23 protein-coding genes and 2 tRNA genes are annotated in these 25782 nt (G+C 59.2%); 15 read left to right on the top strand and 10 right to left on the bottom strand.

The annotated features are described in order from the left end of the window. The first annotated feature begins 82 nt into the window (after positions 1–82). Positions 83–505 (top strand): hypothetical protein, encoded by a 423-nt coding sequence (locus tag FS804_RS01640; protein WP_236734417.1) that lies wholly within the window; start codon positions 83–85, stop codon positions 503–505. A gap of 511 nt (positions 506–1016) precedes the next feature. Here FS804_RS01640 and fnrN read toward each other — a convergent pair. Then, positions 1017–1742, bottom strand: coding sequence for a transcriptional regulator FnrN (gene fnrN / locus FS804_RS01645; RefSeq protein WP_063948920.1), 726 nt, complete (start codon positions 1740–1742; stop codon positions 1017–1019). 212 nt (positions 1743–1954) lie between these two features. Here fnrN and hemN point away from each other — a divergent pair, with 212 nt between their 5' ends. The 8 genes from hemN to FS804_RS01690 all read left to right on the top strand — a co-directional run bounded on the left by hemN (position 1955) and on the right by FS804_RS01690 (position 10032). Then, entirely contained in the window at positions 1955–3304 is a 1350-nt protein-coding gene (gene hemN, locus FS804_RS01650; protein WP_144574158.1) for an oxygen-independent coproporphyrinogen III oxidase, read from the top strand. A 114-nt stretch (positions 3305–3418) separates the two neighbouring features. After that, positions 3419–3703, top strand: a complete 285-nt coding sequence (locus tag FS804_RS01655) for an acyl carrier protein (RefSeq protein ID WP_003495848.1) — start codon at positions 3419–3421, stop codon at positions 3701–3703. Between the two features lie 85 nt (positions 3704–3788). Continuing rightward, positions 3789–4268 carry a 3-hydroxyacyl-ACP dehydratase FabZ family protein gene (locus tag FS804_RS01660; RefSeq protein WP_144574160.1) on the top strand — a complete coding sequence of 160 codons (480 nt, stop codon included), beginning with the start codon at positions 3789–3791 and terminating at the stop codon, positions 4266–4268. A gap of 207 nt (positions 4269–4475) precedes the next feature. After that, positions 4476–5672 carry a beta-ketoacyl-ACP synthase gene (locus tag FS804_RS01670; RefSeq protein ID WP_144574162.1) on the top strand — a complete coding sequence of 399 codons (1197 nt, stop codon included), beginning with the start codon at positions 4476–4478 and terminating at the stop codon, positions 5670–5672. Positions 5673–5684: 12 nt separating this feature from the next. Next, the gene (locus tag FS804_RS01675; RefSeq protein WP_063948924.1) at positions 5685–6965 is read left to right on the top strand and encodes a beta-ketoacyl-ACP synthase; all 1281 of its coding nucleotides are present in this window, start codon (positions 5685–5687) and stop codon (positions 6963–6965) included. 140 nt (positions 6966–7105) lie between these two features. Next, a complete protein-coding gene (locus tag FS804_RS01680; protein ID WP_144574164.1) occupies positions 7106–8134 on the top strand; it encodes a zinc-binding dehydrogenase in 1029 nt (342 codons plus the stop codon). Positions 8135–8139: 5 nt separating this feature from the next. Continuing rightward, on the top strand, positions 8140–9069 hold the full coding sequence (locus FS804_RS01685) for a lipid A biosynthesis lauroyl acyltransferase (RefSeq protein ID WP_186376632.1): 930 nt from the start codon (positions 8140–8142) through the stop codon (positions 9067–9069). Positions 9070–9336: 267 nt separating this feature from the next. Further along, positions 9337–10032 carry a hypothetical protein gene (locus tag FS804_RS01690; protein ID WP_063948927.1) on the top strand — a complete coding sequence of 232 codons (696 nt, stop codon included), beginning with the start codon at positions 9337–9339 and terminating at the stop codon, positions 10030–10032. A 53-nt stretch (positions 10033–10085) separates the two neighbouring features. Here FS804_RS01690 and FS804_RS01695 read toward each other — a convergent pair whose 3' ends face one another. Next, positions 10086–10889 carry a TSUP family transporter gene (locus tag FS804_RS01695; RefSeq protein WP_144574168.1) on the bottom strand — a complete coding sequence of 268 codons (804 nt, stop codon included), beginning with the start codon at positions 10887–10889 and terminating at the stop codon, positions 10086–10088. Between the two features lie 181 nt (positions 10890–11070). Here FS804_RS01695 and FS804_RS01700 point away from each other — a divergent pair, with 181 nt between their 5' ends. The 5 genes from FS804_RS01700 to recJ all read left to right on the top strand — a co-directional run bounded on the left by FS804_RS01700 (position 11071) and on the right by recJ (position 17297). Continuing rightward, positions 11071–12030, top strand: coding sequence for a nucleoside hydrolase (locus FS804_RS01700; protein WP_144574170.1), 960 nt, complete (start codon positions 11071–11073; stop codon positions 12028–12030). Between the two features lie 286 nt (positions 12031–12316). Beyond that, positions 12317–13537 (top strand): LL-diaminopimelate aminotransferase, encoded by a 1221-nt coding sequence (locus FS804_RS01705; RefSeq protein WP_063948929.1) that lies wholly within the window; start codon positions 12317–12319, stop codon positions 13535–13537. Between the two features lie 60 nt (positions 13538–13597). Then, the gene (locus tag FS804_RS01710; protein WP_144574172.1) at positions 13598–14908 is read left to right on the top strand and encodes a homoserine dehydrogenase; all 1311 of its coding nucleotides are present in this window, start codon (positions 13598–13600) and stop codon (positions 14906–14908) included. A 265-nt stretch (positions 14909–15173) separates the two neighbouring features. After that, positions 15174–15395: a hypothetical protein gene (locus FS804_RS01715; protein WP_063948931.1), complete on the top strand. Its 222-nt coding sequence runs from the start codon at positions 15174–15176 to the stop codon at positions 15393–15395. 93 nt (positions 15396–15488) lie between these two features. Further along, positions 15489–17297: a single-stranded-DNA-specific exonuclease RecJ gene (gene recJ / locus FS804_RS01720; RefSeq protein WP_144574174.1), complete on the top strand. Its 1809-nt coding sequence runs from the start codon at positions 15489–15491 to the stop codon at positions 17295–17297. A 127-nt stretch (positions 17298–17424) separates the two neighbouring features. On the opposite strand, the gene FS804_RS01725 is transcribed toward recJ, so the two are convergent. The 6 genes from FS804_RS01725 to FS804_RS01750 form a co-directional block, all read right to left on the bottom strand. Beyond that, positions 17425–17499: transfer RNA gene (locus FS804_RS01725), tRNA-Glu, on the bottom strand. 437 nt (positions 17500–17936) lie between these two features. Beyond that, positions 17937–18011 (bottom strand) — tRNA-Glu (locus tag FS804_RS01730). A 430-nt stretch (positions 18012–18441) separates the two neighbouring features. Beyond that, positions 18442–19215: an amino acid ABC transporter ATP-binding protein gene (locus FS804_RS01735; RefSeq protein ID WP_004441935.1), complete on the bottom strand. Its 774-nt coding sequence runs from the start codon at positions 19213–19215 to the stop codon at positions 18442–18444. 12 nt (positions 19216–19227) lie between these two features. Further along, positions 19228–20385 (bottom strand): amino acid ABC transporter permease, encoded by a 1158-nt coding sequence (locus tag FS804_RS01740; RefSeq protein WP_063948933.1) that lies wholly within the window; start codon positions 20383–20385, stop codon positions 19228–19230. A 2-nt stretch (positions 20386–20387) separates the two neighbouring features. Continuing rightward, the gene (locus tag FS804_RS01745; protein ID WP_144574176.1) at positions 20388–21584 is read right to left on the bottom strand and encodes an amino acid ABC transporter permease; all 1197 of its coding nucleotides are present in this window, start codon (positions 21582–21584) and stop codon (positions 20388–20390) included. Between the two features lie 105 nt (positions 21585–21689). Then, positions 21690–22712 carry an amino acid ABC transporter substrate-binding protein gene (locus FS804_RS01750; protein WP_063948935.1) on the bottom strand — a complete coding sequence of 341 codons (1023 nt, stop codon included), beginning with the start codon at positions 22710–22712 and terminating at the stop codon, positions 21690–21692. A 373-nt stretch (positions 22713–23085) separates the two neighbouring features. Here FS804_RS01750 and FS804_RS01755 point away from each other — a divergent pair, with 373 nt between their 5' ends. After that, positions 23086–24273, top strand: a complete 1188-nt coding sequence (locus FS804_RS01755; RefSeq protein WP_063948936.1) for a cystathionine beta-lyase — start codon at positions 23086–23088, stop codon at positions 24271–24273. A gap of 15 nt (positions 24274–24288) precedes the next feature. Here FS804_RS01755 and FS804_RS01760 read toward each other — a convergent pair whose 3' ends face one another. Both FS804_RS01760 and FS804_RS01765 read right to left on the bottom strand, forming a co-directional pair. Continuing rightward, on the bottom strand, positions 24289–25470 hold the full coding sequence (locus tag FS804_RS01760) for an FAD-dependent monooxygenase (protein WP_144574178.1): 1182 nt from the start codon (positions 25468–25470) through the stop codon (positions 24289–24291). 29 nt (positions 25471–25499) lie between these two features. Then, a complete protein-coding gene (locus tag FS804_RS01765) occupies positions 25500–25745 on the bottom strand; it encodes a zinc-finger domain-containing protein (protein ID WP_035261222.1) in 246 nt (81 codons plus the stop codon). Positions 25746–25782: the final 37 nt, after the last annotated feature.

The raw sequence follows: 25782 nt of genomic DNA on the forward strand, positions 1-25782 counted from the left end.
TCCACCAGCAAGGGGAGGCCGCAACAGGCCAACCGCGGTCGAATTCGATATCGGCAGATATCCTTACAGGCGGAACATGACGATGGGCAAGCATATGCGCACATTCGGACCAAATGCGGAAAATGCCGCGAGAATCGCTGTGCTTTCGCTTTCCGGCGCGATGCTTGTGTCCGCGCTTGCTGCCTGCAAGGCTCCCGAGCCGATCGTCGCACCCGCCCATATGCGCCGCCCCGCGACCGAAATCGTCGGCCCACGCCCGGTCAGTGACACGGCGGTCAGCCAGAAGCGGGACACCGGCACCTATCCGACCTTTTCCCAGCCGCTGACGGCGGCGGGCAGCCAGATGGGCGACGACGAGGCCTCCAAGATGGAAACGAGTCTCACACGTCTCGGCACCGCACGCCGCAACGGCCAGATTTCCGAAGCCGAATATAAGCGCCGGGTGGCCGAGCTGCGTGCGCTCGCCGAAAACCAGAAGCCGGTCGAGACGCCTGCGTCGCAGTGAGATCATGTCGCGCGGTTTGCGCGATATAAGTCTTGAGATGGAGCGAGCTCCTGCCTCTTGTCTCTTCTCCCCCCGCCGGGGAGAAGTCCGCGGCAGCGGAAAGAGGGGGCAAGCTCTCAGAAATCCTGCACCGTGCCCCTCTTTTCATCCGACCCTTCGGGCCACCTTCTCCTCGGCGGGGAGAAGACACTCGCGGCGGTGCCGAGTTCTCCCGACAATCGCATTTGTGGGCTGAGCGTCATGCGGGCATGACAACATAACCCATTCTTTACCCTGCCTTTGAACCAACTGCTTACTGAAGATGTTAAGCCGGTGGAGGCGTTTTCCGCTTAGGATGCAGCCAAAACAAACAGACCGCTGAAAAAGCGGGGCACAGGGTGAAACATCATGAAATTCATTGCCGCGTTGCTGGTTCTTGCCGGTTTCTCGCTTGCACCGGCGCAGGCGCGAGCGCCTCACATCGATTTTGGAACATCCGCGCCTCAGGGGCGATGATCGAGAGGCGCGACGGTCAGTCGTTGCCGGCGGCTTCGCTCAGAGCATTGAGATCAGGCACTGTGATGTGACGGTTGTTCTCGATACGGATAATGCCTTCCTTACGCAGCTTGGTCATCTGCCGGCTAACGGTTTCGATGGTGAGGCCAAGGAAATCGGCTATATCGGCGCGGGAAAGCGGCAGGTCGAAGCAGGATTTGTCGTCGTTTTCCGGGTCGATATGGGTGGCGATCATGTAAAGGAAGCTGGCAACCTTCTCCTGCGCCGATTTGCGCCCCAGTGTCAGCATCCAGTCGCGTGCCTCATCCAGCTCCTTCAGCGACTGGGTGTGGAGCTTGCGTTCCATATCAGGCACTTCGGAGACCATGCGGTCGACGACGCGGCGGGGAAAAAGGCAAATCTCCACATCGGTTGCCGCTTCCGCCGTCATCTTGCTTTCCGCCATAAAGGGGCGGCCGAGGAAATCCGGGGCAAATTGCAGGCCGACGATCTGCTGGCGGCCATCCGACATCATTTTCGAAAGCTTCACCACGCCGTTCAGGATGTTGCCGTAGGAGGTGACCAGTTCACCCTGGCCAAGAAGCTCATTGCCGGCTTCCAGCTTTTTGCGGCTGGAATGGCGGTTGAGGTCGCAAAGCTGCTGGGGTGTCAGCGTGCTGCAAAGACCGCCGTGGCGCGCCTCGCAGGAGCGGCAAACGACGGGCTCTTCCGAATTGTGGATGGTTTTCTGCAGCGTGTCCATAAGCCTGTTCCAATGCTGGCTTTGCGGGACGATTGCGACCGCTGATATCGGTCGCGGTCTTCATAAAGAGCTTTGCGCTGTAGCCGTCGTCCCCGCGTCTACTTTAGGAAGAACTTATGGCGCAATTTGATTGAAGTCAAAGTTGCAAACTGTCGCAGCCGGTATTGAAAGAGAGGAAATCGACAATTTCTTGATAAAAGGCAAATCGGGTGATGAGTACCGCGCTTCTTTCCAAATATTCCGGGCCCGTTCCGCGTTACACCAGCTACCCGACCGCCCCGCATTTCCATGGGGGAATCGATGATGGTGTTTATCGCGGCTGGCTCGGTGCGCTCACCCACAGGAATCGCCTCTCGCTTTACCTGCATATTCCCTATTGCGACAGGCTGTGCTGGTTCTGTGCCTGCCATACCAAGCACACGCTGAAATACGAGCCGATTGCTATTTATCTTGAGGCACTTAAGCAGGAGATTGCTGCGGTCGGCGCGCTTGTTTCGCCCGATGCGGTGGTGGGTGCCGTGCATTTCGGCGGCGGCTCGCCTACCATGCTTGACCCTGAAGACATGCAGGGCCTGATGGACTGTCTGCGGCGTCACTTCACTTTCGGGCTCGCACCAGAAATCAGCGTCGAGATGGATCCCAACGATCTGGACGACAGCCGCTATGACGCGCTTGCCGCCATCGGCATGTCGCGGGCGAGCCTCGGCGTGCAGGATTTTGATGACAAAGTGCAAAAAACCATCAATCGGATTCAGTCCTTCGAGCAGACGAAATCCGTGGTGGACGCCGTGCGGGCGAGGGGCGTGCGTTCGGTCAATTGCGACATTCTTTATGGATTGCCGTTTCAGACCTGCGAGACACTGAAAACTACTGTCGATCAAATCATATCTCTCGACCCCGATCGTATCGCGCTTTTCGGCTATGCCCATGTGCCGTGGATGAAGAAACACCAGTCTCTTATCCCGGAACATGCCCTGCCTGACATTGCCGAACGTTACCGCCAGATGGCCATGGCGGGCGAGATGCTCCAGCGCGCCGGTTACAGCCAGATCGGGCTCGATCATTTCGCCAAGCCTTCCGATACCCTGTGCAAGGCGGCAGAAGCTGGGGCTTTGCGGCGGAATTTCCAGGGCTATACGACCGATACTGCCGATGCGCTGATCGGACTTGGCGCATCCTCCATCGGCCGCCTGCCGCAGGGCTATGTGCAGAACATGGTGGCGACGGCCGAATATCAGCGCATGGTGGGCAAGGGCGGCCTGGCCGCCGTCAAGGGGATCGAACTGTCGCCTGACGATCATCTTCGCTCGCACGTGATCGAGAGGCTGATGTGCGACTTCTCCATCGATCTCTCTGACTTGCAGCTCCGTTTCGGCAAGGTGAGCCAAGCCGTGAGGGATGAAGCGCAGCAATTTGCTGCTGGCGACAGGGACGGTATTGTGCGTCTGGATGCCGGTATTTTTGCCGTAACCGAGGCTGGAAAGCCATTCGTGCGTAACATCGCGGCAATCTTTGACAGCTATCTCGGCAATGGAAGGGGCCGGCATTCGGTTGCTGTTTAGGCAACAGTTTTAGGGCAAATTTCAAACTTGCGTCACGAAACCATTGGCTTTTTTGCGCGACTTGCCTATGTGGTGCGTCAGACAGAATAATTCAGACGAACGACAATAAGGATTATGGGCGTGACAGCTACATTCGACAAGGTTGCCGACATTATCGCCGAAACCAGCGAAATCGACCGCGAAACCATTACGCCGGAGAGCCACACGATCGACGATCTGGGCATCGACAGCCTCGACTTTCTTGATATCGTTTTTGCGATCGACAAGGAATTCGGCATCAAGATTCCACTCGAGCAGTGGACGCAGGAAGTCAACGAAGGCAAGGTTTCCACGGAAGAATACTTCGTGCTGAAGAACCTCTGCGCCAAGATCGACGAATTGCGCGCGGCCAAGGGCTGAGACGAAAATGCCCGCGTCGAGCGGGCATTTCTTTTTAAAGCTCGCCGTCATGGCGGGTTAAACCGACCAGAGACGGGCCGGACGGATGCTGCTTGAATATTTTCAGATGATCGACAAGGTTGAAGCCGTGGACATGGCGACGCGCACGTTGAAAGCGCGGTCTGTCGTACCTGAAAACAGCCCTGTTTTCGAAGGCCACTTTCCCGGCATGCCACTGGTTCCGGGTGTGCTTCTGATCGAGACCATGGCACAGGCCTCCGGCATGATGGTTCTGGCATTTTCCGACTTTGCCTCCATGCCGTTCCTGATGTCGGTCGATAGCGCCAAGATGCGCACTTTCGTGGAGCCCAGCGCTATTCTGGATATCGAAGCGGTGTTGGAGCATGACGGTTCAGGCTTTGCGGTGACCAAGGCCAAGATCACCAGCGACGGCAAGAAGGTCTGCGACGCGCAGCTGAAATTGCGCACTATGCCCTTCAGCGAAATACCGCTCGGGCCAATCGTCAAGAAGCGGGCCGAGGAAGTCGGCCTGATGGCGGCGATCGCCGCGGATGCGCAGAAGTAAATTTTTTTAATCGTTTCCAAGGAGAGCGTTTTTCCCGTCGGCCCGTTTCTGACGCATGAAAATCGTGGGTTCGCGACGACGGATCGGGCCTTCGCCATTGCCAATCTGCGTCGCGCGCTTTATTCCGCAACGCATGACGTGGTTGTTCACAACCGCTGTGGATAGCCGTGACCGCCTCACGGGGCCGGCTGCAAAGGATGACAGACGATGAAATCTGACAATGATGTGGTGATAACAGGGGTCGGCATCGTGACCTGTCACGGCGTTGGCAGCCAGGCGCATCTGGCGCTTCTTTCTGGAGCCGCCGCGCCGGAGCCGGTTGTCGAGACCGAAAAATTCAAGCCGTACCCCGTTCATCCGATGCCTGAGATCGACTGGTCGGCCCAGATCGCCAAGCGCGGCGACCAGCGCCAGATGGAAAACTGGCAGCGTCTCGGCGTTTTTGCCGCTGGTCTTGCGCTCGATGATGCCGGCCTGAAGGAAAACGCCGAAGCCTGCGCCACCATGGATATGATCGTTGCTGCGGGCGGCGGCGAGCGCGACATCAATGTCGACACGCTGATCGTCGACGAGGCTTTGAAGCGCAACGACCGCGAAAAACTGCTGAATGAAAAGCTGACGACCGAACTGCGCCCGACGCTGTTTCTCGCCCAGCTTTCCAATTTGATGGCCGGCAATATCTCCATCGTGCACAAGGTCACCGGGTCGTCCCGCACCTTCATGGGCGAAGAAGCGGCCGGCATTTCCGCCGTCGAAACCGCATTTCATCGCATTCGTTCAGGCGAATCGAGCCACGCTCTCGTGGGCGGCGCCTTCTCCGCCGAACGTCCCGACATGATCCTGCTGTTCGAAGCCATCGGCGCGCATGCGCAGGGAGAGTGGCAGCCCCTATGGTCACGTGAAGGGCATGAAGGCGGCGGCATGATCTCCGGCTCGCTCGGAGCCTTCCTGGTTCTTGAATCGCGCAAACATGCCAGTGAGCGCGGCGCGCGCATCTATGCCCGCATCGACGCCATCGAGGGTGACCGCGGCAGCCGCGACGACGGCAAGATGGAAAAGCGCATGGAGCGCCTGCTTGCGCCCGCAACGGACAGCGCCGCGACCGTGGTATTTTCCGGCGCCAGTGGCCTCGACGACGTCACGGCCCGTGAGAAGCACATTCTCGAGAAAACTTTGCCGAAGGCCGCCATTCGTGGTTTCGGTGGTGTCACCGGTCATGGACTCGAGGCGCAGTTTCCGCTCGGGCTCGCACTGGCGGCGCTGACGCTTGAAAGCGGTGCCAAGGTTCCTACCTTCGACGCAAATGCGGAAAAGCCAATGGGCGAGGCGGCGACCGAGGCTGTCGTCACCACCGTTGGCCATGTCCGTGGCGAAGGTGTCGCCGTTCTGTCCCGTGACGTGTGAGGAGAATAGACCATGACCAATTTTAAGGATCATCTCGGTCGCCCGATCGTCGCCGTCACGGGCATGGGCATCATCACCTCGCTCGGTCAGGGGCTTCAGGACAACTGGTCGGCGCTGACGTCAGGCAAGTCGGGCATCCACAAGATCACCCGTTTCCCGACCGAAGGGCTTTCAACCCGGATCAGCGGGACGGTGGATTTCATCGATATTCCGGTTCCGAATTCGGTCGAGCGCTCCTATGCCTTTGCCCGCGAAACCACCATAGAGGCGCTGGCTCAGGCTGGCATCTCCGGTGACTTCGACGGCCCGCTGTTTCTCGCGGCACCGCCGATCGAGCCGGAATGGAGCGCCCGTTTCGAACTGGCCGACCGGTCTCCGCCGGCCTCCCAGCCGGGTGACGCCTATGAGCGGTTCCTGACGGCCTTCCGTCAGCGTCCCGATCCGGCATTCCAGGAAGCAGCCCTCTTCGGCGCGATTTCCGAACGCCTTTCCGACCGTTTCGGTACCCGCGGCCTGCCGGTCACGCTGTCGACCGCCTGTGCATCGGGCGCGACCGCGATCCAGCTTGGTGTCGAGGCCATTCGTCAGGGCCGGACCGAGCGGGCGCTGACGGTTGCGACCGATGGTTCCGTCAGTGCCGAAGCACTGATCCGCTTCTCGCTTCTCTCGGCGCTTTCGACCCAGAACGACCCGCCGGAAAAGGCTTCCAAGCCGTTCAGCAAGGATCGCGATGGTTTCGTGATCGCCGAAGGGGCCGCAACGCTGGTGCTGGAATCGCTCGAAGCCGCCGTCGCTCGTGGCGCGAAGGTTCTCGGCATCATCAAGGGGGCAGGGGAAAAGGCTGACAGCTTCCACCGTACGCGCTCTTCGCCAGATGGCGGACCGGCGATTGCGACGATCCGCGCGGCCCTGGCCGATGCGGGCGTGGCTGAAAGCGATATCGGCTATATCAACGCCCACGGCACCTCGACGCCCGAGAACGACAAGATGGAATATGGCTCGATGCTGGCCGTCTTCGGCGAAGGCCTGAAGAACATTCCGCTGTCGTCCAACAAGTCGATGATCGGCCATACGCTGACTGCCGCGGGTGCTGTGGAAGCGGTGTTCTCGCTGCAGACCATGCTGACCGGCACCCTGCCGCCGACGATCAACTACAACAATCCCGATCCGACCATCACGCTCGATGTGGTGCCGAATGTGAAGCGGGATGCCGAGGTCGGCGCGGTTCTGTCCAACTCCTTCGGGTTCGGCGGACAGAATGCGAGCCTTGTCATGACGCGGGAACCGGCTTAACCGGTTCGTTACAACAGGGGCGTTTCCGAATGACTTGCGGAAACGCGCCCGTTTCTTTGATTTCGCATTCCAGCCACAAAACCGCTACGGAGTTTTGCTGGAATGATTTTAGATAACGCCTTCGGGCGAAGGACTGATATATGCGCGCTCTTCAACTCGTCGACGACCGGAAGCTCGAAAAAGTGGACCTGCCCGAACCGGACGCTCCGGGCCCGGGCGAGGTGACGCTGCGCGTCAAGGCCGTGGCGCTCAACCATATCGACGTGTGGGGCTGGCGCGGCATGGCTTTCGCCAAGCGCAAGATGCCGCTGACCATCGGTGCGGAAGCCTCCGGCGTGGTCGAGGCGATCGGTCCCGGCGTTTCGAATGTGCTGCCCGGTCAGTTGGTGTCGGTCTATGGCGCGCGCACCTGCGGCCTGTGCAAGCCCTGCCGCGAAGGCCGCGACAATCTGTGCGAACATGTCCAGGGCGTCCACGGTTTCCATCTTGATGGTTTCGCGCAGGAAAAGATGAACATTCCAGCCCGCCAGCTCGTGCCGGCACCGCCTGGCATCGACGCGGTTGCCGCTGCCTTGGCACCGGTGACGTTCGGTACCGTCGAGCACATGCTCTTTGACAATGCCAAGCTAGAGCCGGGCGAAACCATTCTCATCCATGCCGGCGGTTCCGGCATCGGCACGGCGGCGATCCAGCTTGCCAAGAAGATGGGCTGCACCGTCATCACGACGGTCGGATCCGACGACAAGATCGAGCGGGCGAAGGCGCTCGGAGCCGATCATGTCATCAACTACCGGACCGACCGTTTTGAAGGCGTCGTGCGCAAGCTGACAAAAAAGAAGGGCGTCGATGTGGTGTTCGAGCACGTCGGCAAGGACACCTTCGTCGCCTCCATGTTCTCGCTGAAGCGCGGCGGCCGCCTCGTTACCTGCGGCTCCACCTCGGGCGTTTCGACCGAAATCAACCTGATGATGCTGTTCCAGCAGCAGCTGAAGCTGCTCGGCTCCTTCGGCTGCCGCATGGAAAACATGGCCAATGCCATGCAGAAGATGGCGCGCGGCATCGTTCATCCCGTCATCGATACCGAAGTCACCTTCGACGATATCGACCGGGCGCTGGAGCGCATGGAGACGCGCCAGGTCTTCGGCAAGATCGTGCTGCGGATGGACTGAGCATCTTGAAGCTATTCCTGACACGGATTGTCCTGAAACTGGACCACTTCCGGCAGTGGCTGATTGCGACATTCGCCTTTGGCCTTCTCAATCTGCTGAAGCTTTTCCCCGCCGATGCGGGTATTCGCGCCGCCGACCGGCTGGCGCGCTTGGTGGGGCCGAAAACCGGCCGCCACAAGCTGATGCTTTACAATCTGGCCCGCGCTTTTCCGGAGAAATCCGAGGAGGAGCGGCTGGAGATCGCGATGGACAGCTGGGCTAATATGGGCCGGCTCGCGGCGGAATATGTGTTTCTCGACCGGCTGTTCGATTTCGATCCGGACAAGAACGAGCCTGGCCGCATCGAGGTTGAGGGCATCCCGACCTTCATGGAGCTACGCGACAACCCGCGGCCCTTCATCGTGTTTACAGCCCATAGTGGTAACTTTGAACTGTTGCCGGTTGCGGGTTCCGCCTTCGGCCTCGATGTAACGGTGCTGTTTCGTCCACCGAACAATCCGTTCGTCGCTGACAAGGTTTTCAACTTCCGCAAGGAGCGTATGGGCAATCTCGTGCCCTCGCATGCCGGTTCCTCCTTCGCGCTGGCCAGGCAGCTGGAAAAAGGCGGTGGCGTGGGTGTTCTTGTCGACCAGAAATTCGGCAAGGGTCTGACAACCAAGTTCTTTGGCCACGAGGTGCGGACCAACCCGCTTCTCGCAAAGCTCGTGCGTCAATTCAACTGCGATGTCTATCCCGCGCGGTGCGTGCGTCTGCCCGGCAATCGCTACCGGCTGGAGATCGAGCCGCGGGTCGACATTCCGCGTGACGACAGGGGAAATGTCGATATTCAGGCAACGGCGCAGCTTTTGAACGACAAGGTTGAAAGTTGGGTCCGCGAATATCCTGAACAATGGTTGTGGTATCACGACCGCTGGGATGTTAAGCACCGCATCTGACTGTTCTCGAAGCGCTTTATTTTGCGATTTTACAAGTTTCGGCGCAGTTTTTGCGGTTTTCAATCTTTTTTCATTTCAGCGGAACCTCATTTCTCGTTCATGGATTATCGAAATTGAACAAATAGTCGTCGCTGTGATAATTTATTACAGTCCCGTGTCGTGGCGGCCTTTCGTTACGTCATTTTTAAGCGCGCAGGCGCTATAGCTCGGGGCAAGGGGCTCGTCGCGGTTCGTATTGGAGCCACTGCCCGTTCAGGGAGAGTTGGGTTGAAAGATTTGATTGAATTGTTCTGGCTGCGCTACACGGAACTGCAATCTGCCGTTGGTAAAAACGAGGCGGACAAGATTGCCGTGCTGGAGCGCGAGCTTGAACAGCTCCTTGAACGGGTTGTTGGACGCAAGACGGAAAACTCTGAAGACATCAGGGAACAGTTCCGCTTCGCCATCGACCTCCTCAACCATGAGGCGGAAGATCTGGGCTGCGTGCAGCGCAACTCCGAACTGCTGCGCACGCTGGTCGATCGTTACGTGGGTATGCCCTCGAAGGCCAAGGTCGTTGGCGATGAGGATGAAGACACGCTGGAGTGGCACCATCGCCACCTGATCCTCGATGAGGACATGCTGAACGATCTGGACGAGCCTGTCGTCATCGTGACGCCTGGTTACCGCGTCTCCTTCGCCAATTCTCTCGATGCCTTTCAGCGCAATGCACCGGAGGGGCTCGTCGGTTGCCACATCGCCGAGCTTGTTGGCGTTCACCGGTTCCAGAACGACCTCAGAGAGAAACTCGATAATTGCTTCAAGGGCGACACGTCGAAATACACCTACGCGGAAGATCAGAACGGTCGTACCATCGTGAAGTCGCTTGAGATGTCGCCCTGCTATTCGTCTGCCTATAAACTCGTCGGTGCGATGGTGGTCATCCGCGAAATCGAAGATCGCAGACGCCGCGCCATGGCGTGAAGCCCCCGCACGTCTCTGATGGCAATGGCAAGGTGCGCCGTTTTCTATTCCGGCTAGTTCGGGAATATGGTTTCCCATATAGCGGCGATCGACCATGCGGATGATGCGTCGATCAGTAGCTTCGTCGCCATGGCGAGGCAGGATACCACCAGTAGCGGCCGGATAATCTTTGCCCCGTTCTTCATCGCGAATCGGGAACCGACCTGTGCGCCGATGAATTGGCCCACACCCATGGCAAGGCCCAGTTTCCACAAGACGGAGCCACCGATAGCAAAGACAATGAAGCCGCCGATGTTAGAGCCGAAATTCAGGAGCTTCGTATGGGCGGTGGCTTTCAGCATGCCAAAACCGGCAAGCGCCACGAAGGCGAGCATATAAAACGAGCCAGCGCCCGGGCCGAAAACCCCATCATAAAAACCGATCAGCGGCGCGATCACCAGGCCGAAGATAAAAGGCGTGATGCGGCGATGGCTGTCGACGTCACTCATCTGCGGTTTCAGGGCGAAGTAGAGGGCGATGGCGATCAGCAGGAACGGCATGATCGTGCGCAGGACGCTCGAGGGCACGAAGCCGGCAGCGATCGCGCCCAGCGCTCCTCCCAGCATGGCCATCAGGGCCATCGGCAACTGCTCTCGCAGATTGACATGTCCCCGCCGCGCATAGGCTATCGTGGCGGAGGCAGAGCCGAACTGCGACTGCAGCTTGTTGGTGCCGAGCGTATCGAGCGGCGCAATTCCCATGATCAGCATGGCCGGAATGACGATGAGACCGCCGCCGCCGGCGATGGAATCGATAAAGCCTGCAAAGACGGCGACGCAGAAGAGGACGATGAAAACGTTGAGGGCGATGTCTTGCACTTGATGTGTCCGGGCAGGCGGAGGAAGAGGGCTTCTTCTTTCACCGAAAGGCCAAGCGCGCAATCTCTTTCTGTGCTTGAGGCGGCTGGCAGGGGATTGCGGTGCGGCCGCTTATCGTTATGTTTCCGTGGCGCAACGCGGCAAGGCCGACTGGCGCCAGAGACAGACGGATGAGGGCATTATGCATAAAGTGATATTCGATACGGACCCGGGTGTAGATGATGCGATGGCGCTTCTTTTTCTGCACCGCCATCCCGATATCGATCTGATCGGCGTCACCACTGTTTTCGGCAACGCGCCCATCGATATTACCACCCGCAATGCGCTCTTCCTCAAGCGGGAATGGCAGATGACGGCTCCGGTTGCCAAGGGTGCTGGTGTAACCTTCGATCCCGCCCGCAAGGAAGGCCACTGGCCGACCTTCATCCATGGCGAAAACGGCCTTGGCGATATCGATATTCCTGACACCATCGATCTGCCGCTCGATCCGCGTCCGGCGCATCGCTTCATCATCGAAACGGTGAAAGCCAACCCCGGCGAGGTGACGCTGATTGCCGTTGGCCGCATGACCAATCTGGCCCTGGCGCTGCGGGAGGAACCCGATTTCGCCGCGCTGGTGAAGGACGTCATCGTCATGGGCGGTGCTTTCGATATCAACGGCAACGTTTCACCGGCGGCCGAGGCCAATATCCACGGCGATCCGGAAGCGGCCGATCTCGTTTTCACCGCGCCGTGGCGCGTGGCTGTTGTTGGTCTCGATGTCACGACGAAAACCGTGATGACGAGCGCCTTCATGGCAGAGATGGCAGAGACGGGCGGCAAGCCGGTGCAACTGCTGTCCGACCTGTCGCAATTTTACATCGATTTCTACAAGACCCGCACGGGTGACGGCATGGTGGTGCATGATAGCTGCGCCTGCGTCTATCTTGTCGCGCCCGAGCTTTTCGAGACCCGCAGCGGCCCTATCCGCGTCGTCTGCGGCGGTCTTGCCGATGGCCAGACGATCCAGAAGCCTGACGGACGCGCCTTTCCGCCAGGGGAATGGGACGGGCATCCGAGCCAGCTTGTCTGCACCGATATCCAGCCGGAGCGCGTGCTCTCGGTCATCCGGTCGGCAATTGTGAAGGGTGAGCGCGGCTGACGCCGTTCTTGAGCATGGCTTGCCTTGCATTTTGCCAGAATCTGGCGTTATGCAGGTTTCCTGATCATTGTGCGCGATCCTTTGTTGCCGGGCTGAATGGCCCTGCCGGAGGGACGCCACGGTGGCTGCGATGCAGCGTGGGCATTGAAAAGCCTTGTGGGCTTTCCCGTGCTTTGCGTTACAATGAATAACGCCTGCCGGGTCGGTTCGTGTCGGCGGCGTTTCAAAGCAAAAACGAACCGTCGTTATGGGCCGGCAGAACCGGTCCATTCCCATGAGGAAAGAGATGGAAGAGTTTCACAAGGTCCGGCGTCTGCCGCAATACGTCTTCGAACAGGTCAACCGTTTGAAAGCGAGCGCGCGAGCGGGCGGGGCCGATATCATCGATCTCGGCATGGGCAATCCCGATCTTCCGACCCCGAAGGCGATCGTCGACAAGCTTTGCGAGGTCGTTCAGGACCCGCGCACCCATCGTTATTCCTCATCCAAGGGCATTCCCGGCCTTCGCCGCGCCCAGGCTGCCTATTACGCCCGCCGTTTCGGTGTGAAGCTGAACCCGGATACGCAGGTCGTCGCGACCCTTGGCTCCAAGGAAGGCTTCGCCAACATGGCGCAGGCCATCACGGCACCCGGTGATGTCATTCTGTGCCCGAACCCGACCTATCCGATCCACGCCTTCGGCTTCCTGATGGCAGGCGGCGTTATCCGGTCCATGAATGTCGAGCCGGATGAGAGCTTCTTTGGCCCCCTGGAGCGAGCGGTGCGCCACTCCATCCCCAAGCCGCTGGCGCTGATCGTCAATTATCCGTCTAACCCGACGGCGCATGTCGCATCGCTCGATTTCTATAAGGACGTCATCGCTTTTGCGAAGAAGCACGAGATCATCGTGCTCTCCGATCTTGCCTATTCGGAAATCTATTTCGACGAAAGCAATCCGCCGCCGTCGGTTCTGGAAGTTCCCGGCGCCATCGACGTTGCGGTGGAGTTCACCTCCATGTCGAAGACATTCTCTATGCCCGGCTGGCGCATGGGCTTTGCCGTCGGCAACGAGCGGCTGATCGCGGCGTTGACGCGCGTGAAGTCTTACCTCGACTACGGCGCTTTCACGCCGATCCAGGTTGCTGCGACGCACGCGCTCAACGGTGATGGCTCCGATATCGCCGAGGTGCGTAATGTCTATCGCCGCCGCCGCGACGTCATGGTCGACACTTTCGGCAAGGCCGGCTTTGAGGTTCCGCCACCGGCTGCGACCATGTTCGCCTGGGCGAAGATCCCGGAAAAGTTCCGCCATCTCGGCAGCCTGGAGTTCTCCAAGCTTCTTGTCGAGAAGGCAGACATCGCCGTTGCTCCCGGCATCGGCTTTGGCGAGATGGGCGATGATTACGTCCGCCTCGCGCTCGTTGAAAACGAGCATCGAATTCGTCAGGCCGCGCGCAATCTGAAGCGTTTCCTGTCGAGCGCAGACGAAACGATGCACAATGTCGTTTCGCTGAACGCCCACAGATAAGGGCAACCCAAGGCGGCCGGGCCTCGGCCGCCACCATCACCAGCAATCAGGAACATACCCATGGCAGATTCATTGAGAATCGGCATAGCGGGGCTCGGCACTGTCGGCGCTTCGCTCGTGCGCATCCTCCAGCAGAGAAGCAACGAACTTGCGATTACCTGCGGACGCGCAATTGAGATTATTGCAGTGAGCGCGCGCGATCGTTCGCGCGATCGCGGCATTGATCTCACGGGTATTACCTGGTTCGACACGCCGGAGCAGATGGCGAGCGAAGCCGATATCGATGTTTTCGTCGAACTGGTCGGCGGTGCTTCCGGCCATGCGGAGAATGCCGTACGGGCGGCGCTGGCGCGTGGTCTCCACGTGGTGACTGCCAATAAGGCGCTGCTGGCCAAGCATGGCGTAGAGCTGGCGATCCTCGCTGAAGACAAGGGCGCGCTGCTCAATTTCGAAGCGGCTGTGGCTGGCGGCATCCCCGTCATCAAGGCGCTGCGTGAATCGCTTACAGGCAACCATGTGTCGCGCATTTACGGCATCATGAACGGCACGTGCAATTACATCCTGACCAAGATGGAAAAGGAAGGTCTGTCGTTCGAGGCGTGCCTGAAGGAAGCGCAGCGGCTGGGTTACGCTGAAGCCGATCCTGCTTTCGATATTGAGGGCAACGATACCGCACACAAGCTGTCCATCCTCACGACACTCGCCTTTGGCAACAAGATCGCTGCCGACGACATCTATCTCGAAGGTATAACCAATATTTCCATCGAGGATATTCAGGCGGCCGCCGAGCTGGGTTACCGCATCAAGCTTCTCGGCGTGGCGCAGGTGACGGAGTCCGGCATCGAACAGCGCGTGCATCCGACCATGGTGCCGCTTGATTCCGTGATTGCCCAGGTCGATGGCGTCACCAATGCGGTTGCGATCGAATCCGACATTCTCGGCGAGCTGCTGATGGTGGGACCGGGTGCGGGCGGCAACGCGACGGCGTCTGCCGTGCTGGGTGACATCGCCGATATCGCCAAGAGCCGTCCGGGCGCCCAGCAGGTGCCGGTGCTCGGCCGTCCGGCCAAGTCGCTGACGGAGTACCGCCGCGCCAAGATGAAGAGCCATGAGGGCGGGTACTTCATCCGTCTGACGGTAAAGGATCAGGCAGGCGTCTTTGCCTCCATTGCAACCCGCATGGCGGATAATAACATCTCGCTGGAATCCATTGTGCAGCGCCAGCGCGTGCATGTCGAAGGTGCGCCGCAGACCATCATCCTCGTCACCCACGCGACGATGGAAGATGCGATCCGCAAGGCGGTGAAGGCGATCAAGAGCGAGAAATATCTCGTCAGCGAGCCCCAGGTCATACGGATTGAGCGGACCTGAGACGCTAGAGCCGTGTCACACGGGGGCACGGCACTCTTGCCAAGCGCGTCGTCATCCTCGGGCGTGCCCCGAGGACGACGACGAAAGACGTTTTCGAGTAGGAAGAGAGCGTCCTTTTAGAGTGGCTCGATTTTTTTCGGCGCTTGAAATCCCGCTCCTTTTTTGAGCCGGCAACATCCAAAAAATTATTCGATCCTCTTCGGACCCGCTGGAATACGACGCGATTCGGCTTTACTGTTGACGATGTTCACCAAGCGAGGGAGGCGTGGCCGTGACATCACTGATCCTGTTCAAGGACAACAGGCGCGAGCGCGCCCTTACGGCGCATCGGCCGCGGCCCCAGGGGGCAAACGACAATATCCGCAGCATGGAATTCGACACAGGCGAATACGAGCGCAACTGGAGTTCGCTTGCTGTTTTTTCGTTGCTGCTTCTCATCGGCGCTATGTCGATCATCAGCCCGTTTTTCTCGATTTTCTCCCTGTGAAATGGTCCATGCGCGTTTTTGCTTGAAAAACGCGTCATCGCCATTTAGCCCCTTCTGAAAGCGCGATGGCGCATCACAGGACGAATGGACGGAATGGCGATGTTGGAGCCGGCCGATACGGTGGTCCGCGCATTTCTGAGCGTGGAGCGGTCGGCAACAGAACAGCGATGGGTGTCGCGGCTGGATCAGGCCGGGCAGAACCGCGCCTTGGCGATGTCGCAGGTCCACGGTATTCCCGAACTGATTGCACGCGTTCTGGCGGGGCGCGGGGTTGGAGTGGATGACGCGCTGGCGTTCCTTGATCCCACGATACGCTCGCTGATGCCCGATCCGCATATGCTGACCGATTGCGAAAAGGCCGCGCAGCGGCTGGTGCGCGCTGTCGAGACCGGTGAGAAGGTTGCGATCTTCGGTGACTATGACGTCGATGGTGCTGCGTCGTCCGCTCTGATGTACCGGTTCCTCGCCCATTTCGGTCTGACACCCGAAATCTATATTCCCGACCGTATTTTCGAAGGCTATGGGCCGAACCCGGCGGCGATGCAGCAGCTCGCCACCAATGGAGCGACGCTCATCGTCACCGTGGACTGTGGCTCCACCAGCCATGTATCCCTTCAGGCTGCAAAGGAGGCCGGAACGGATGTGGTGGTGATCGACCATCACCAGGTCGGCACGGAGTTGCCGCCTGCGGTCGCGCTGGTCAATCCCAACAGGGAAGACGATCTGTCGGGGCAGGGGCATCTGTGTGCGGCAGGCGTGGTGTTTCTCGTGCTGGTCGCGACGCTGCGCATGCTGAAGGACAGGCGGCATCGACAGGCCTTCACGCTCGACCTGCTGTCCCTTCTCGATATCGTCGCGCTGGCCACTGTCTGCGATGTGGTTCCGCTGAAGGGCCTCAACCGCGCCTATGTGGTAAAGGGGCTGATTGCCGCCCGTCATATGAACAATGCCGGGCTTGCGGCCCTCTTCAAGAAGGCCGGTCTCGGGGGGCCTGTCACGCCCTATCATTTCGGGTTCCTCATCGGGCCGCGGATCAATGCCGGCGGCCGTATCGGGGATGCGGCGCTTGGCAGTCGCCTGCTGACGATCGATGATCCCTCGCAGGCCGAAGCGATTGCCGAGCGACTGGACGAGCTGAACCGCGAGAGGCAGGCGATGGAAGCGGCGATGCTGGCGGAGGCGGAAGCCGAGGCTCTGTTCGAATATGGCGATGGCTCAGGCGCTGGCGTCATCGTGACGGCGCGCGAGAACTGGCATCCCGGCATCGTTGGGCTTCTGGCTTCCCGCCTCAAGGACCGATTCCGCCGCCCGGCTTTCGCCATCGCTTTCGATCCGTCCGGCAAGGGCACCGGCTCGGGCCGCTCGATCAACGGCTTCGACATGGGCCGCATGGTGCGGGCGGCCGTGGAGGCAGGACTGCTGGTCAAGGGGGGCGGGCACGCCATGGCTGCGGGCCTCACGGTTGAGCGCGCCAATCTGGGCAAGCTCAGGACATTCTTTGAGGAGGCGGCCGCAAAGACCGTCAATGAGCTGGTCGAGAGCAGCGTTCTCAAAATCGACGGCGCCATCGGCGCGTCTGGCGCCACAGTGCAGCTTGTCGATCAGCTGGAGCAGGCGGGGCCTTACGGGTCCGGCCATTCGCAGCCGATCTTTGCGGTGCCGGCACATCGTCTGCGGGATGTGCGCTTGGTGGGGACGTCGCATGTCAAGATCACGCTGGAGGCCATGGACGGCTCTCGGCTGGACGGCATTGCATTCCGTGCCGCAGAGGCGCCCCTGGGGCAGATGCTGCTGAACGCGCGAGGCAGAAACATCCACGTGGCGGGCACCGTCGGGGCTGATCTCTGGCAGGGCCAGCGGCGCGTGCAGCTGCGCGTTCTGGACGCCGCTTTCGCGCCGTGAGGCGTTTGGGAATTCGCCAAAAACTCCACGAAAAACACGACTGGCGGACAGGAAAAATGCGTGACGCAATCTCAATGCGTTGCATCAAGACATTCGATCATGTTTTTGATTTTTTGGGAGAAGCAAGTGGCACGCCCTAGGGGAGTCGAACCCCTCTTTTCAGAATGAAAATCTGACGTCCTAACCGATAGACGAAGGGCGCGTGCGCTTGTGGTGTGGCGCCCTTATAGTCAGGCTCCCGTTGCTCCGCAAGCGGTAAATTTGATTTTTTGCGCTCACGGACGTGTTTTTTTGGCAGGGCGGAAGGGGCTGTGGAAAACCCGGTTGGACCCGCGCAAATCCTTGAATTACCGCTTCAATCTCGCGCAGCGCGCGACGCGGTGCGGATGGGCAATGTCCATATCGATAACGCCTGGCTGGCAGCGCTCACCCTTGCTTTGAACTTCTTGATGGTCTCGGAGAGGGGAAAGGCAAGCCGGGTGAATTGCGCGGCGGCACTTCGTCCGGCTTGCCTTCCATCGGGGGGACAGGCATCTAACGTGCCCATGGCAAATCGGTTCCGCAGCAATGATGACATGCGCGAAATATTGCGATTTTATTCGATGCCGGAGTCGTTTGGGAGGTAACCATGAAGCCAAGTGGCACGCCCTAGGGGAGTCGAACCCCTCTTTTCAGAATGAAAATCTGACGTCCTAACCGATAGACGAAGGGCGCGTGCGCTTGTGGTGTGGCGCCCTTATAGTCAGGCTCCCGTTGCTCCGCAAGCGGAAAAATGCACGATTTGACAAAAAAATGTCATGGGCGGCCAGAAGCCCTGCAAAACAAGGATTTCCGTTTCGTAACAAATGGTTAAAGCACGGCGAAGTTGATCGTTTCACCGTTCTGATGAAAGGAAAAAATACAGGGGACGACGACTCGGCGGATTGTCGCTTTGCTGCTGACGTAAGAAGCCGGGGCAAATGAAAACAAGCTGCGCCGAACCGCTCGGCTGTCATCCTCGCCCTTGAGGCGAGGATTCTTGACGGGGAGTCAGTCGATCATCGCCTTGACGGCGAGGACGACGTCGGGTGCGGAGAACTGTCTGGCGTCATAAAAAACGGGGCCGAAATGGCCCCGTTGAATGATGTGTTGATGGTGACTGATCTCAGTGCAGGATCTGGCTGAGGAACAGCCGGGTGCGCTCGTGCTGGGGATTGTCGAAGAATTCGGCGGGCGAATTCTGTTCGACGATCTGGCCCTGGTCCATGAAGATGACGCGGTTTGCGACCTGGCGGGCAAAGCCCATTTCGTGGGTGACGCACAGCATAGTCATGCCGTCTTCGGCCAAGCTGACCATGGTGTCGAGCACTTCCTTGACCATTTCCGGGTCGAGCGCCGAAGTGGGCTCATCGAAGAGCATGATCTTCGGCTTCATGCAGAGCGAGCGGGCGATCGCCACACGCTGCTGCTGACCGCCGGAGAGCTGGCCCGGATATTTATGTGCCTGCTCGGGAATCTTCACGCGCTTCAGATAGTGCATCGCCACTTCTTCGGCTTCCTTTTTGGGCATCTTGCGAACCCAGATTGGCGCCAGCGTGCAGTTCTCAAGGATCGTCAGATGCGGGAAGAGGTTGAAGTGCTGGAACACCATGCCGACTTCGCGACGGACTTCGTCGATCTTCTTGAGGTCGTTGGTGAGTTCGATGCCGTCAACGACGATGCTGCCCGACTGGTGCTCTTCCAGACGGTTGATGCAGCGGATCATGGTCGACTTGCCCGACCCGGAAGGACCGGCGATGACAATGCGCTCGCCCTTCATGACCTTCAGGTTGATATCACGCAGCACGTGGAAATCGCCGTACCATTTGTTCATGCCGGTGATTTCGATTGCGACGTCCGTCGCCGAGACGGTCAGTTTTTTTGCCTGGGTTTCTGCCATTTTGAGCGTCCCTTATCGTTTATGCCCGGTGTCGAGGTGCCGTTCCATGAACAGCGAATAACGCGACATGCCGAAGCAGAAGATCCAGAATACGAAGCCTGCGAAGATATAGCCCGTCATGGCGGTAACGGGGGTCGCCCAGTTCGCATCCGATTGGTTGAGTGTGACGATACCGAGCAGGTCGAACATGCCGATGATCGAGACCAGCGACGTGTCCTTGAACAGCCCGATGAAGGTGTTGACGATGCCCGGAATGACGAGCTTCAGCGCCTGTGGCAGTACGATCAGCCTCGTCTTCTGCCAGTAGTTCAGGCCGAGCGAATCCGCTCCTTCATATTGTCCCTTCGGAATGGCCTGCAGGCCGCCGCGGATCACTTCCGCCATATAGGCGGAGGAGAACAGCGACACGCCGACCAGCGCGCGCAGGAACTTGTCGAAGGTCCAGCCGTCGGGCAGGAACAGCGGCAGCATGATGCTGGCGAAGAACAGCACGGTGATCAGCGGGATGCCTCTGATGACCTCGATGAAGAGGACGCAGAGCATCTTGATGACCGGCAGGTTCGAACGTCTGCCAAGCGCCAGAAGAATGCCGAAGGGCAACGACACCGTGATCCCGAAGAAGGACAGGATGAGCGTGACCATCAGGCCGCCCCAGAGCTGCGTTTCCACCTTCGGCAGGCCAAAGACGCCGCCGATAAGCAGGAAAAACGCAATGAAGGGCAGGATGATGAAGAGCGCCAGCGCATTGAGACGCTTGAACGGTGCCTTCGGAATGAGCATCGGGATCAACAGGATGGTGAACATCACCATGACGAGGATCGGACGCCAGCGCTCATCGATGGGGTAGCGGCCAAAGACGAACTGGCCGAGCTTGGCCGAAACGAAAGCCCAGCAGGCGCCGGACTGTCCATCCGGCAGCGCGCCGCCCTGTGAAGCGGTGAGGCAGGCGAGACGGTCGCTGCCCGTCCATACCGCGTCGATAAACAGCCAATCGATGATCGGCGGCAAAATATAGACGAGCAGGGCGATGGCAAGGACGGTGAGTACCGCATCCTTGGGCGTGGCGAAGAGTTTGGTGCGCAGCCAGTGGGTGACGCCCACCGCGCTCGATGGCGCGGGGCGGGCCTCTTCAATGGTCTGGCGCACGAAGGCATGGTTGCTGATCGTCATCGTCATCTCTCCACCAGAGCCATTTTCGCGTTGAACCAGTTCATGACCAGGGCCGTGAACAGGGATAGCGAGAGATAGATGACCAGCCAGATGGCAACGACTTCAACCGCCTGACCCGTCTGGTTCAGGATCGTACCGCCGACCGAGACGATGTCGGCGAAGCCGACGGCGACAGCAAGCGACGAGTTCTTGGTGAGGTTGAGGAACTGACTTGTCAGTGGCGGAATGATGATGCGCATCGCCTGCGGCACGACGATCAGACGTGTCGTGGTGCTGGAACGAAGCCCGAGTGCATCCGCAGCTTCCGTTTGCCCTTTCGCCACGGCCTTGATGCCGCCGCGAACGATTTCGGCGATGAAGGAGGCGGTGTAGAAGGACAGCGCCAGAAACAGCGACATGAATTCAGGCGCGACGACGGCGCCACCGGAAAGGTTGAAGCGTCCGGCAATCGGATAGTCGAAAGTCAGCGGCGCACCGATGGCCAGGAACGTGGCGAGCGGCAGGCCGATGATGAGAAGCGTGAGCGTGATACCGGTGCGGAACTGCTGGCCGGTGCGCTCCTGTCTCGCCTTTGCCCAGCGATAAATGAAAACGCTGATGACGATGGCAACCAGGAGGGCTGCTGGAACGAGCCAGATGCCGTCACCCCAGAGCGGCTTCGGGAAAAAGAAACCGCGGTTGTTGAGGTAGCTTCCAAGCGGCAGCTCAAGCGATTCGCGCGCCTGCGGCAGGACGGAGATGACGCCCTTGTACCAGAAGAAGATGACGAGCAGCGGCGGGATGTTGCGGAAGATTTCCACATAGGCCTGCGCGAGTTTCGAGATCAGCCAGTTATTGGAAAGCCGGGCGATGCCGACGATGAAACCGATGATCGAGGCGGCGATGATGCCGAAAAATGCGACCTGGATCGTGTTGAGAATGCCAACGACCAATGCCCGGCCATAGGTCGCGTCGCTGGTATAAGCGATCAGCGATTGACCGATATCGAAACCGGCTCTTCCGTTGAGGAAGCCGAAGCCGGATGAAATGTTTGCTCGTTGAAGATTGTGGATCGTATTCGTCACGATGACCCAAACGAAGGCGGTCAGGATGACGACTGTCAGGACCTGATAGAAAATGCCGCGTATCCGTGGATCGTAGATAAGTGACGACGCGCTTTGCGCGCGCGATCGTTGCGAACTGACCGCGTTGCCTGCCATAGGCACCTTTCCCTTTTATGTGCTCTTTGCGAGCTTATTTATAAATTTTAATTGGAGGCCGGGTGTTGCCCAGCCTCCTTATCGTTTAGCCGGTGATGGGACCGATCAACGGACCGGCGGTGCGTATTGCAGGCCGCCCTTGGTCCAGAGGCTGTTCAGGCCGCGCTCGATCTTGAGCGGAGAGCCGGCGCCGACGTTGCGGTCGAAGACTTCACCGTAATTGCCGACCAGCTTGACGATGTTGTAAGCCCAGTCATTGCCAACGCCGAGATCGGTACCGATCTTGGTGCCTTCTTCCGTACCGAGCAAACGCTTGATGTCCGGGTTGGCGCTGTTCTTCTGCTCATCGACGTTCTTGGAGGTGACGCCCAGTTCTTCGGCGTTGACCATCGCGTAGTGAACCCAGGTGACGATGTCGAACCACTGGTCGTCACCCTGGCGAACGGCCGGGCCAAGCGGCTCCTTGGAGATGATCTCAGGCAGAACGACGTTTTCTTCCGGGTTCTTCAGCTTCAGACGGATTGCATAGAGGCCCGACTGGTCGGTGGTGTAGACATCGCAACGACCGGAATCATAGGCAGACGTCGCGTCGGATTCCTTTTCGAAAACGACCGGGTTGTACTGCAGATTGTTGGTCTTGAAGTAGTCGGCGAGGTTGAGCTCGGTGGTCGTACCGGTCTGAACGCAGACGGCAGCGCCGGAAAGCTCGAGAGCGGACTTTACGTTGAGGCTCTTCTTGGCGATGAAGCCCTGGCCGTCGTAGTAATTGACGGTACGGAAGTTGAAGCCGAGAGACGTGTCGCGGCTGATGGTCCAGGTGGTGTTACGGGTCAGAACATCGACTTCGCCGGACTGGAGAGCCGGAAAACGATCCTTGCTCGACAGGGCAACAAACTTGGCCTTCGAAGGGTCACCGAAAACCGCAGTGGCAATACCGCGGCAATAGTCCACATCGATACCCGACCATTCGCCCTTGTCGTCGGGATTGGAGAATCCCGGAATGCCAGCGCTCACGCCGCAGGTCACGAAGCCCTTTGCCTTCACGTCCTGAAGGGTTGCCGCCGAAGCGACCGAGGCTCCTCCCAAAACTGCTGCGCCGATAGCGGCCGACAGAATTGCCTTTTTCATTTTTCCCAACCTTTGTTTGTTATCATCCATTGGAAGGGGACCGGCTTCTTTATTTTCCCCAGCTCCCCCTTCAGCGAGATCTCCTCGATCCGCATTCTTTATAAGATTCGAATCTTCGAAAGGGTCAAGGTGTTCGGGCGATAATTGTGCCTATAAAAGGGAATTTTCCAAATTTTGGTCGGTAACTATGCAAAGGGTGAAAATATGAGCATATTTTTGCGTAAATTTACGCTTGCCTGGTTTTTGTATACTTATTGTATGCTGATTTTTTAAAGATATGTTGATGAACCGGACGCGCGCCTTCGGGACTTGACCTAACCACCTGCTCTCCGCATTGTCGCCCCGTCAATATTCCTTCGAAAGCTGATCTGAAATGACCAAGAGAAATGACCTGCTTTCCGCCGCAGGTGTAAATACGCGCCTGACCCATGGTGGTAACGATCCCGCCGATTGTTTCGGTTTCGTCAACCCGCCCATCGTGCGTGGCTCGACCGTGCTTTTCCCGGATGCCGAGACGCTTTCGACCGAAAACCAGAAATATACCTATGGCACGCATGGCACGCCGACGACCGACGCGCTGTGCAACATGGTCAACGCGCTTGAGGGTTCGGCCGGGACCATTCTCGTCCCGTCGGGCCTTGCCGCCATCACCGTGCCGTTCCTCGCCTATCTCGGTGCGGGCGATCATGCCCTGATCGTTGATTCCGTCTATTTCCCCACCCGCCGTTTCTGCAACACGATGCTGAAAAAGCTCGGCGTCGAGGTGGAATATTACGATCCGGCGATCGGGGAAGGCATTGAGGCCTTGATCCGCCCGAACACGAAGCTGGTGCATCTGGAAGCGCCGGGCTCCAACACCTTCGAAATTCAGGATGTGCGGCTGATCACCGATATCGCGCACAGGCATGATTGCGTCGTGACGATGGACAATACCTGGGCGACGCCGCTTTATTTCAAGCCCCTGGATTTCGGCGTCGATGTCTCCATCCATGCCGCCACCAAATATCCCTCGGGTCATTCGGATGTTCTGATGGGCTTCGTTTCGGCCAATGAAAAGCACTGGAAGGCGCTTTATCAGGCCAATGCCAATCTCGGCATCTGCGTCACATCTGACGACGCGTACCAAATCCTGCGCGGCATCCGCACTATGGGCATCCGGCTGGCGCATCATCAGAAAAGCGCGCTTGATATTGCCACATGGCTGGAAAGCCGCGACGATGTCGTGCGTGTACTGCATCCGGCCTTGCCGAGCTTTCCCGGACACGAACTGTGGAAGCGTGATTTCAAGGGCGCGAGCGGTGTCTTCTCCTTCGTCTTGAAGGCGGAAGAGGGCAGGCACAAGCAGGCTGCAGCCGCCTTCCTCGATGCGCTGACCTTCTTCGGGCTCGGCTATTCCTGGGGTGGCTACGAATCGCTTGCCGTCGCCGTCTCGCTGGTCGATCGGACCATCGCCAAGGGTCCTTCGGGTGGCCCGGTTATCCGGTTGCAGATCGGGCTCGAGGATGTCGCCGATCTCAAGATGGATCTGGAGGCCGGGTTCAAGGCCGCGGCCGGCGTCTGACCCAGCCCCAGCCCTTCAGCCCTTTGCGCGGTAGCCGTAGAGCCAGTCGAAGTCCTTCAGGAACGCTTCTGTGGGACGGGTGGAAAATACCAGGTTCCGGGCAATTCGGACCGGACCTTTGGCATGATAGGCAAAACGATTGAGAGAGGCCCGCTTGCGGGCCTTTTCGATACGGGGGAGGCGCAAGGTCTCGAAGGCGGCAAGGGCCTGCGGCACAGGCAGGGGCTTTTCGCCATTGCTGCCGGCCACTGCGCCCGCAAGTTCAAACGCATCCTCTATCGCCATGGCCGCACCCTGGGCGGCGAACGGCATCATGGCATGCGCCGCGTCGCCGATCAGCACGGTGTCACGTCCATTATGCCAGCGGCCGGGGCCAGCCTGATAGAGGGGCCAGAAGGTCGGATTCTCAGACGAGGCGAGCAGGCGGACGATCTGCGGGCTAAACCGTCGAAACTGCTCGAGCATCAGCGCTTTCTGCTGCCCGCTCGATTCCGCCCGCCACGTCGCGCCGGGGTCCGCGCCAAGTGCGATCGCGACAATGTTGAAGCCGCCGACTTCCTTCAGCGGATAAGCGACTATATGGCCGCCCGAACTGAGATAGGCCGTGACGGCGCTCTTGTTGATAGCGGATGGTACATCGCTGTCGGCAACAGTGAACCGCCAGGCGACATTGCCGGAGAAGGTGGCGGTGGGTGCGGAAGGCACGGCGAAACGGGCCGCGGACCAGACACCATCCGCACCGACGATCAGATCATGGTCGCGGAAAGTCGTTGCGGCAATCACATCCAAGGTGGCGTTTTCAATGCGCTTTCCCAGGTGCAGGCGACAGAGTGGGTTCTGTGTCACCGCCTGGAGAAGCGCGCTTTGCAGCGTCGAGCGGTGCAACACGCCATAGGGTGCGCCCCAACGTTTGCGCGCCACGGCACCCATGGGCAGCGAGAGCAGGGGGGAAAGGGTTTTTCCGGAAGCGAGTTCGACGGTGACCGGTTCGGTCCAGCGGGCCTCGATATCAGGCAACACGCCAAGCGTAGCCAGGATGCGCGATGCGTTGGGGGACAGTTGCAGACCGGCGCCGACTTCGGTCAGTTCACCGGCCTGTTCGATGATGTCACAAACAATCCCGTACCGGGCAAAAGAAAGGGCAGCGGTGAGACCGGCAATGCCGGCACCGACAATGGCTACGGATTTTATGGGCATGCTGCGCCCCGATCAGGAAGAGGGGAAGGTCAGGCGGCCTTCACGTGGAAAACGCAGCCCGGAGGATTGGTCTGCTCGGCCTTCAGCGACGGATTGTAGCGATAAAGGGTCGAGCAGTAGGAGCAGACCTTCTCATTGTCGTCGCCCATATCGATGAAGATATGCGGGTGATCGTAAGGCACGGATGCGCCGGTGCACATGAATTCCTTGACGCCGATCTCGATCATGCGGTGTCCGCCATCGTTCTGGAAGTGGGGAATGGAATGGCCGGCCATGTTCGTCTCCAAATGCAATATCGTTATAGAGCCGCAA

This window comes from Agrobacterium sp. DE0009 (genome assembly GCF_007680755.1).
Classification (GTDB): domain Bacteria; phylum Pseudomonadota; class Alphaproteobacteria; order Rhizobiales; family Rhizobiaceae; genus Agrobacterium; species Agrobacterium tumefaciens_B.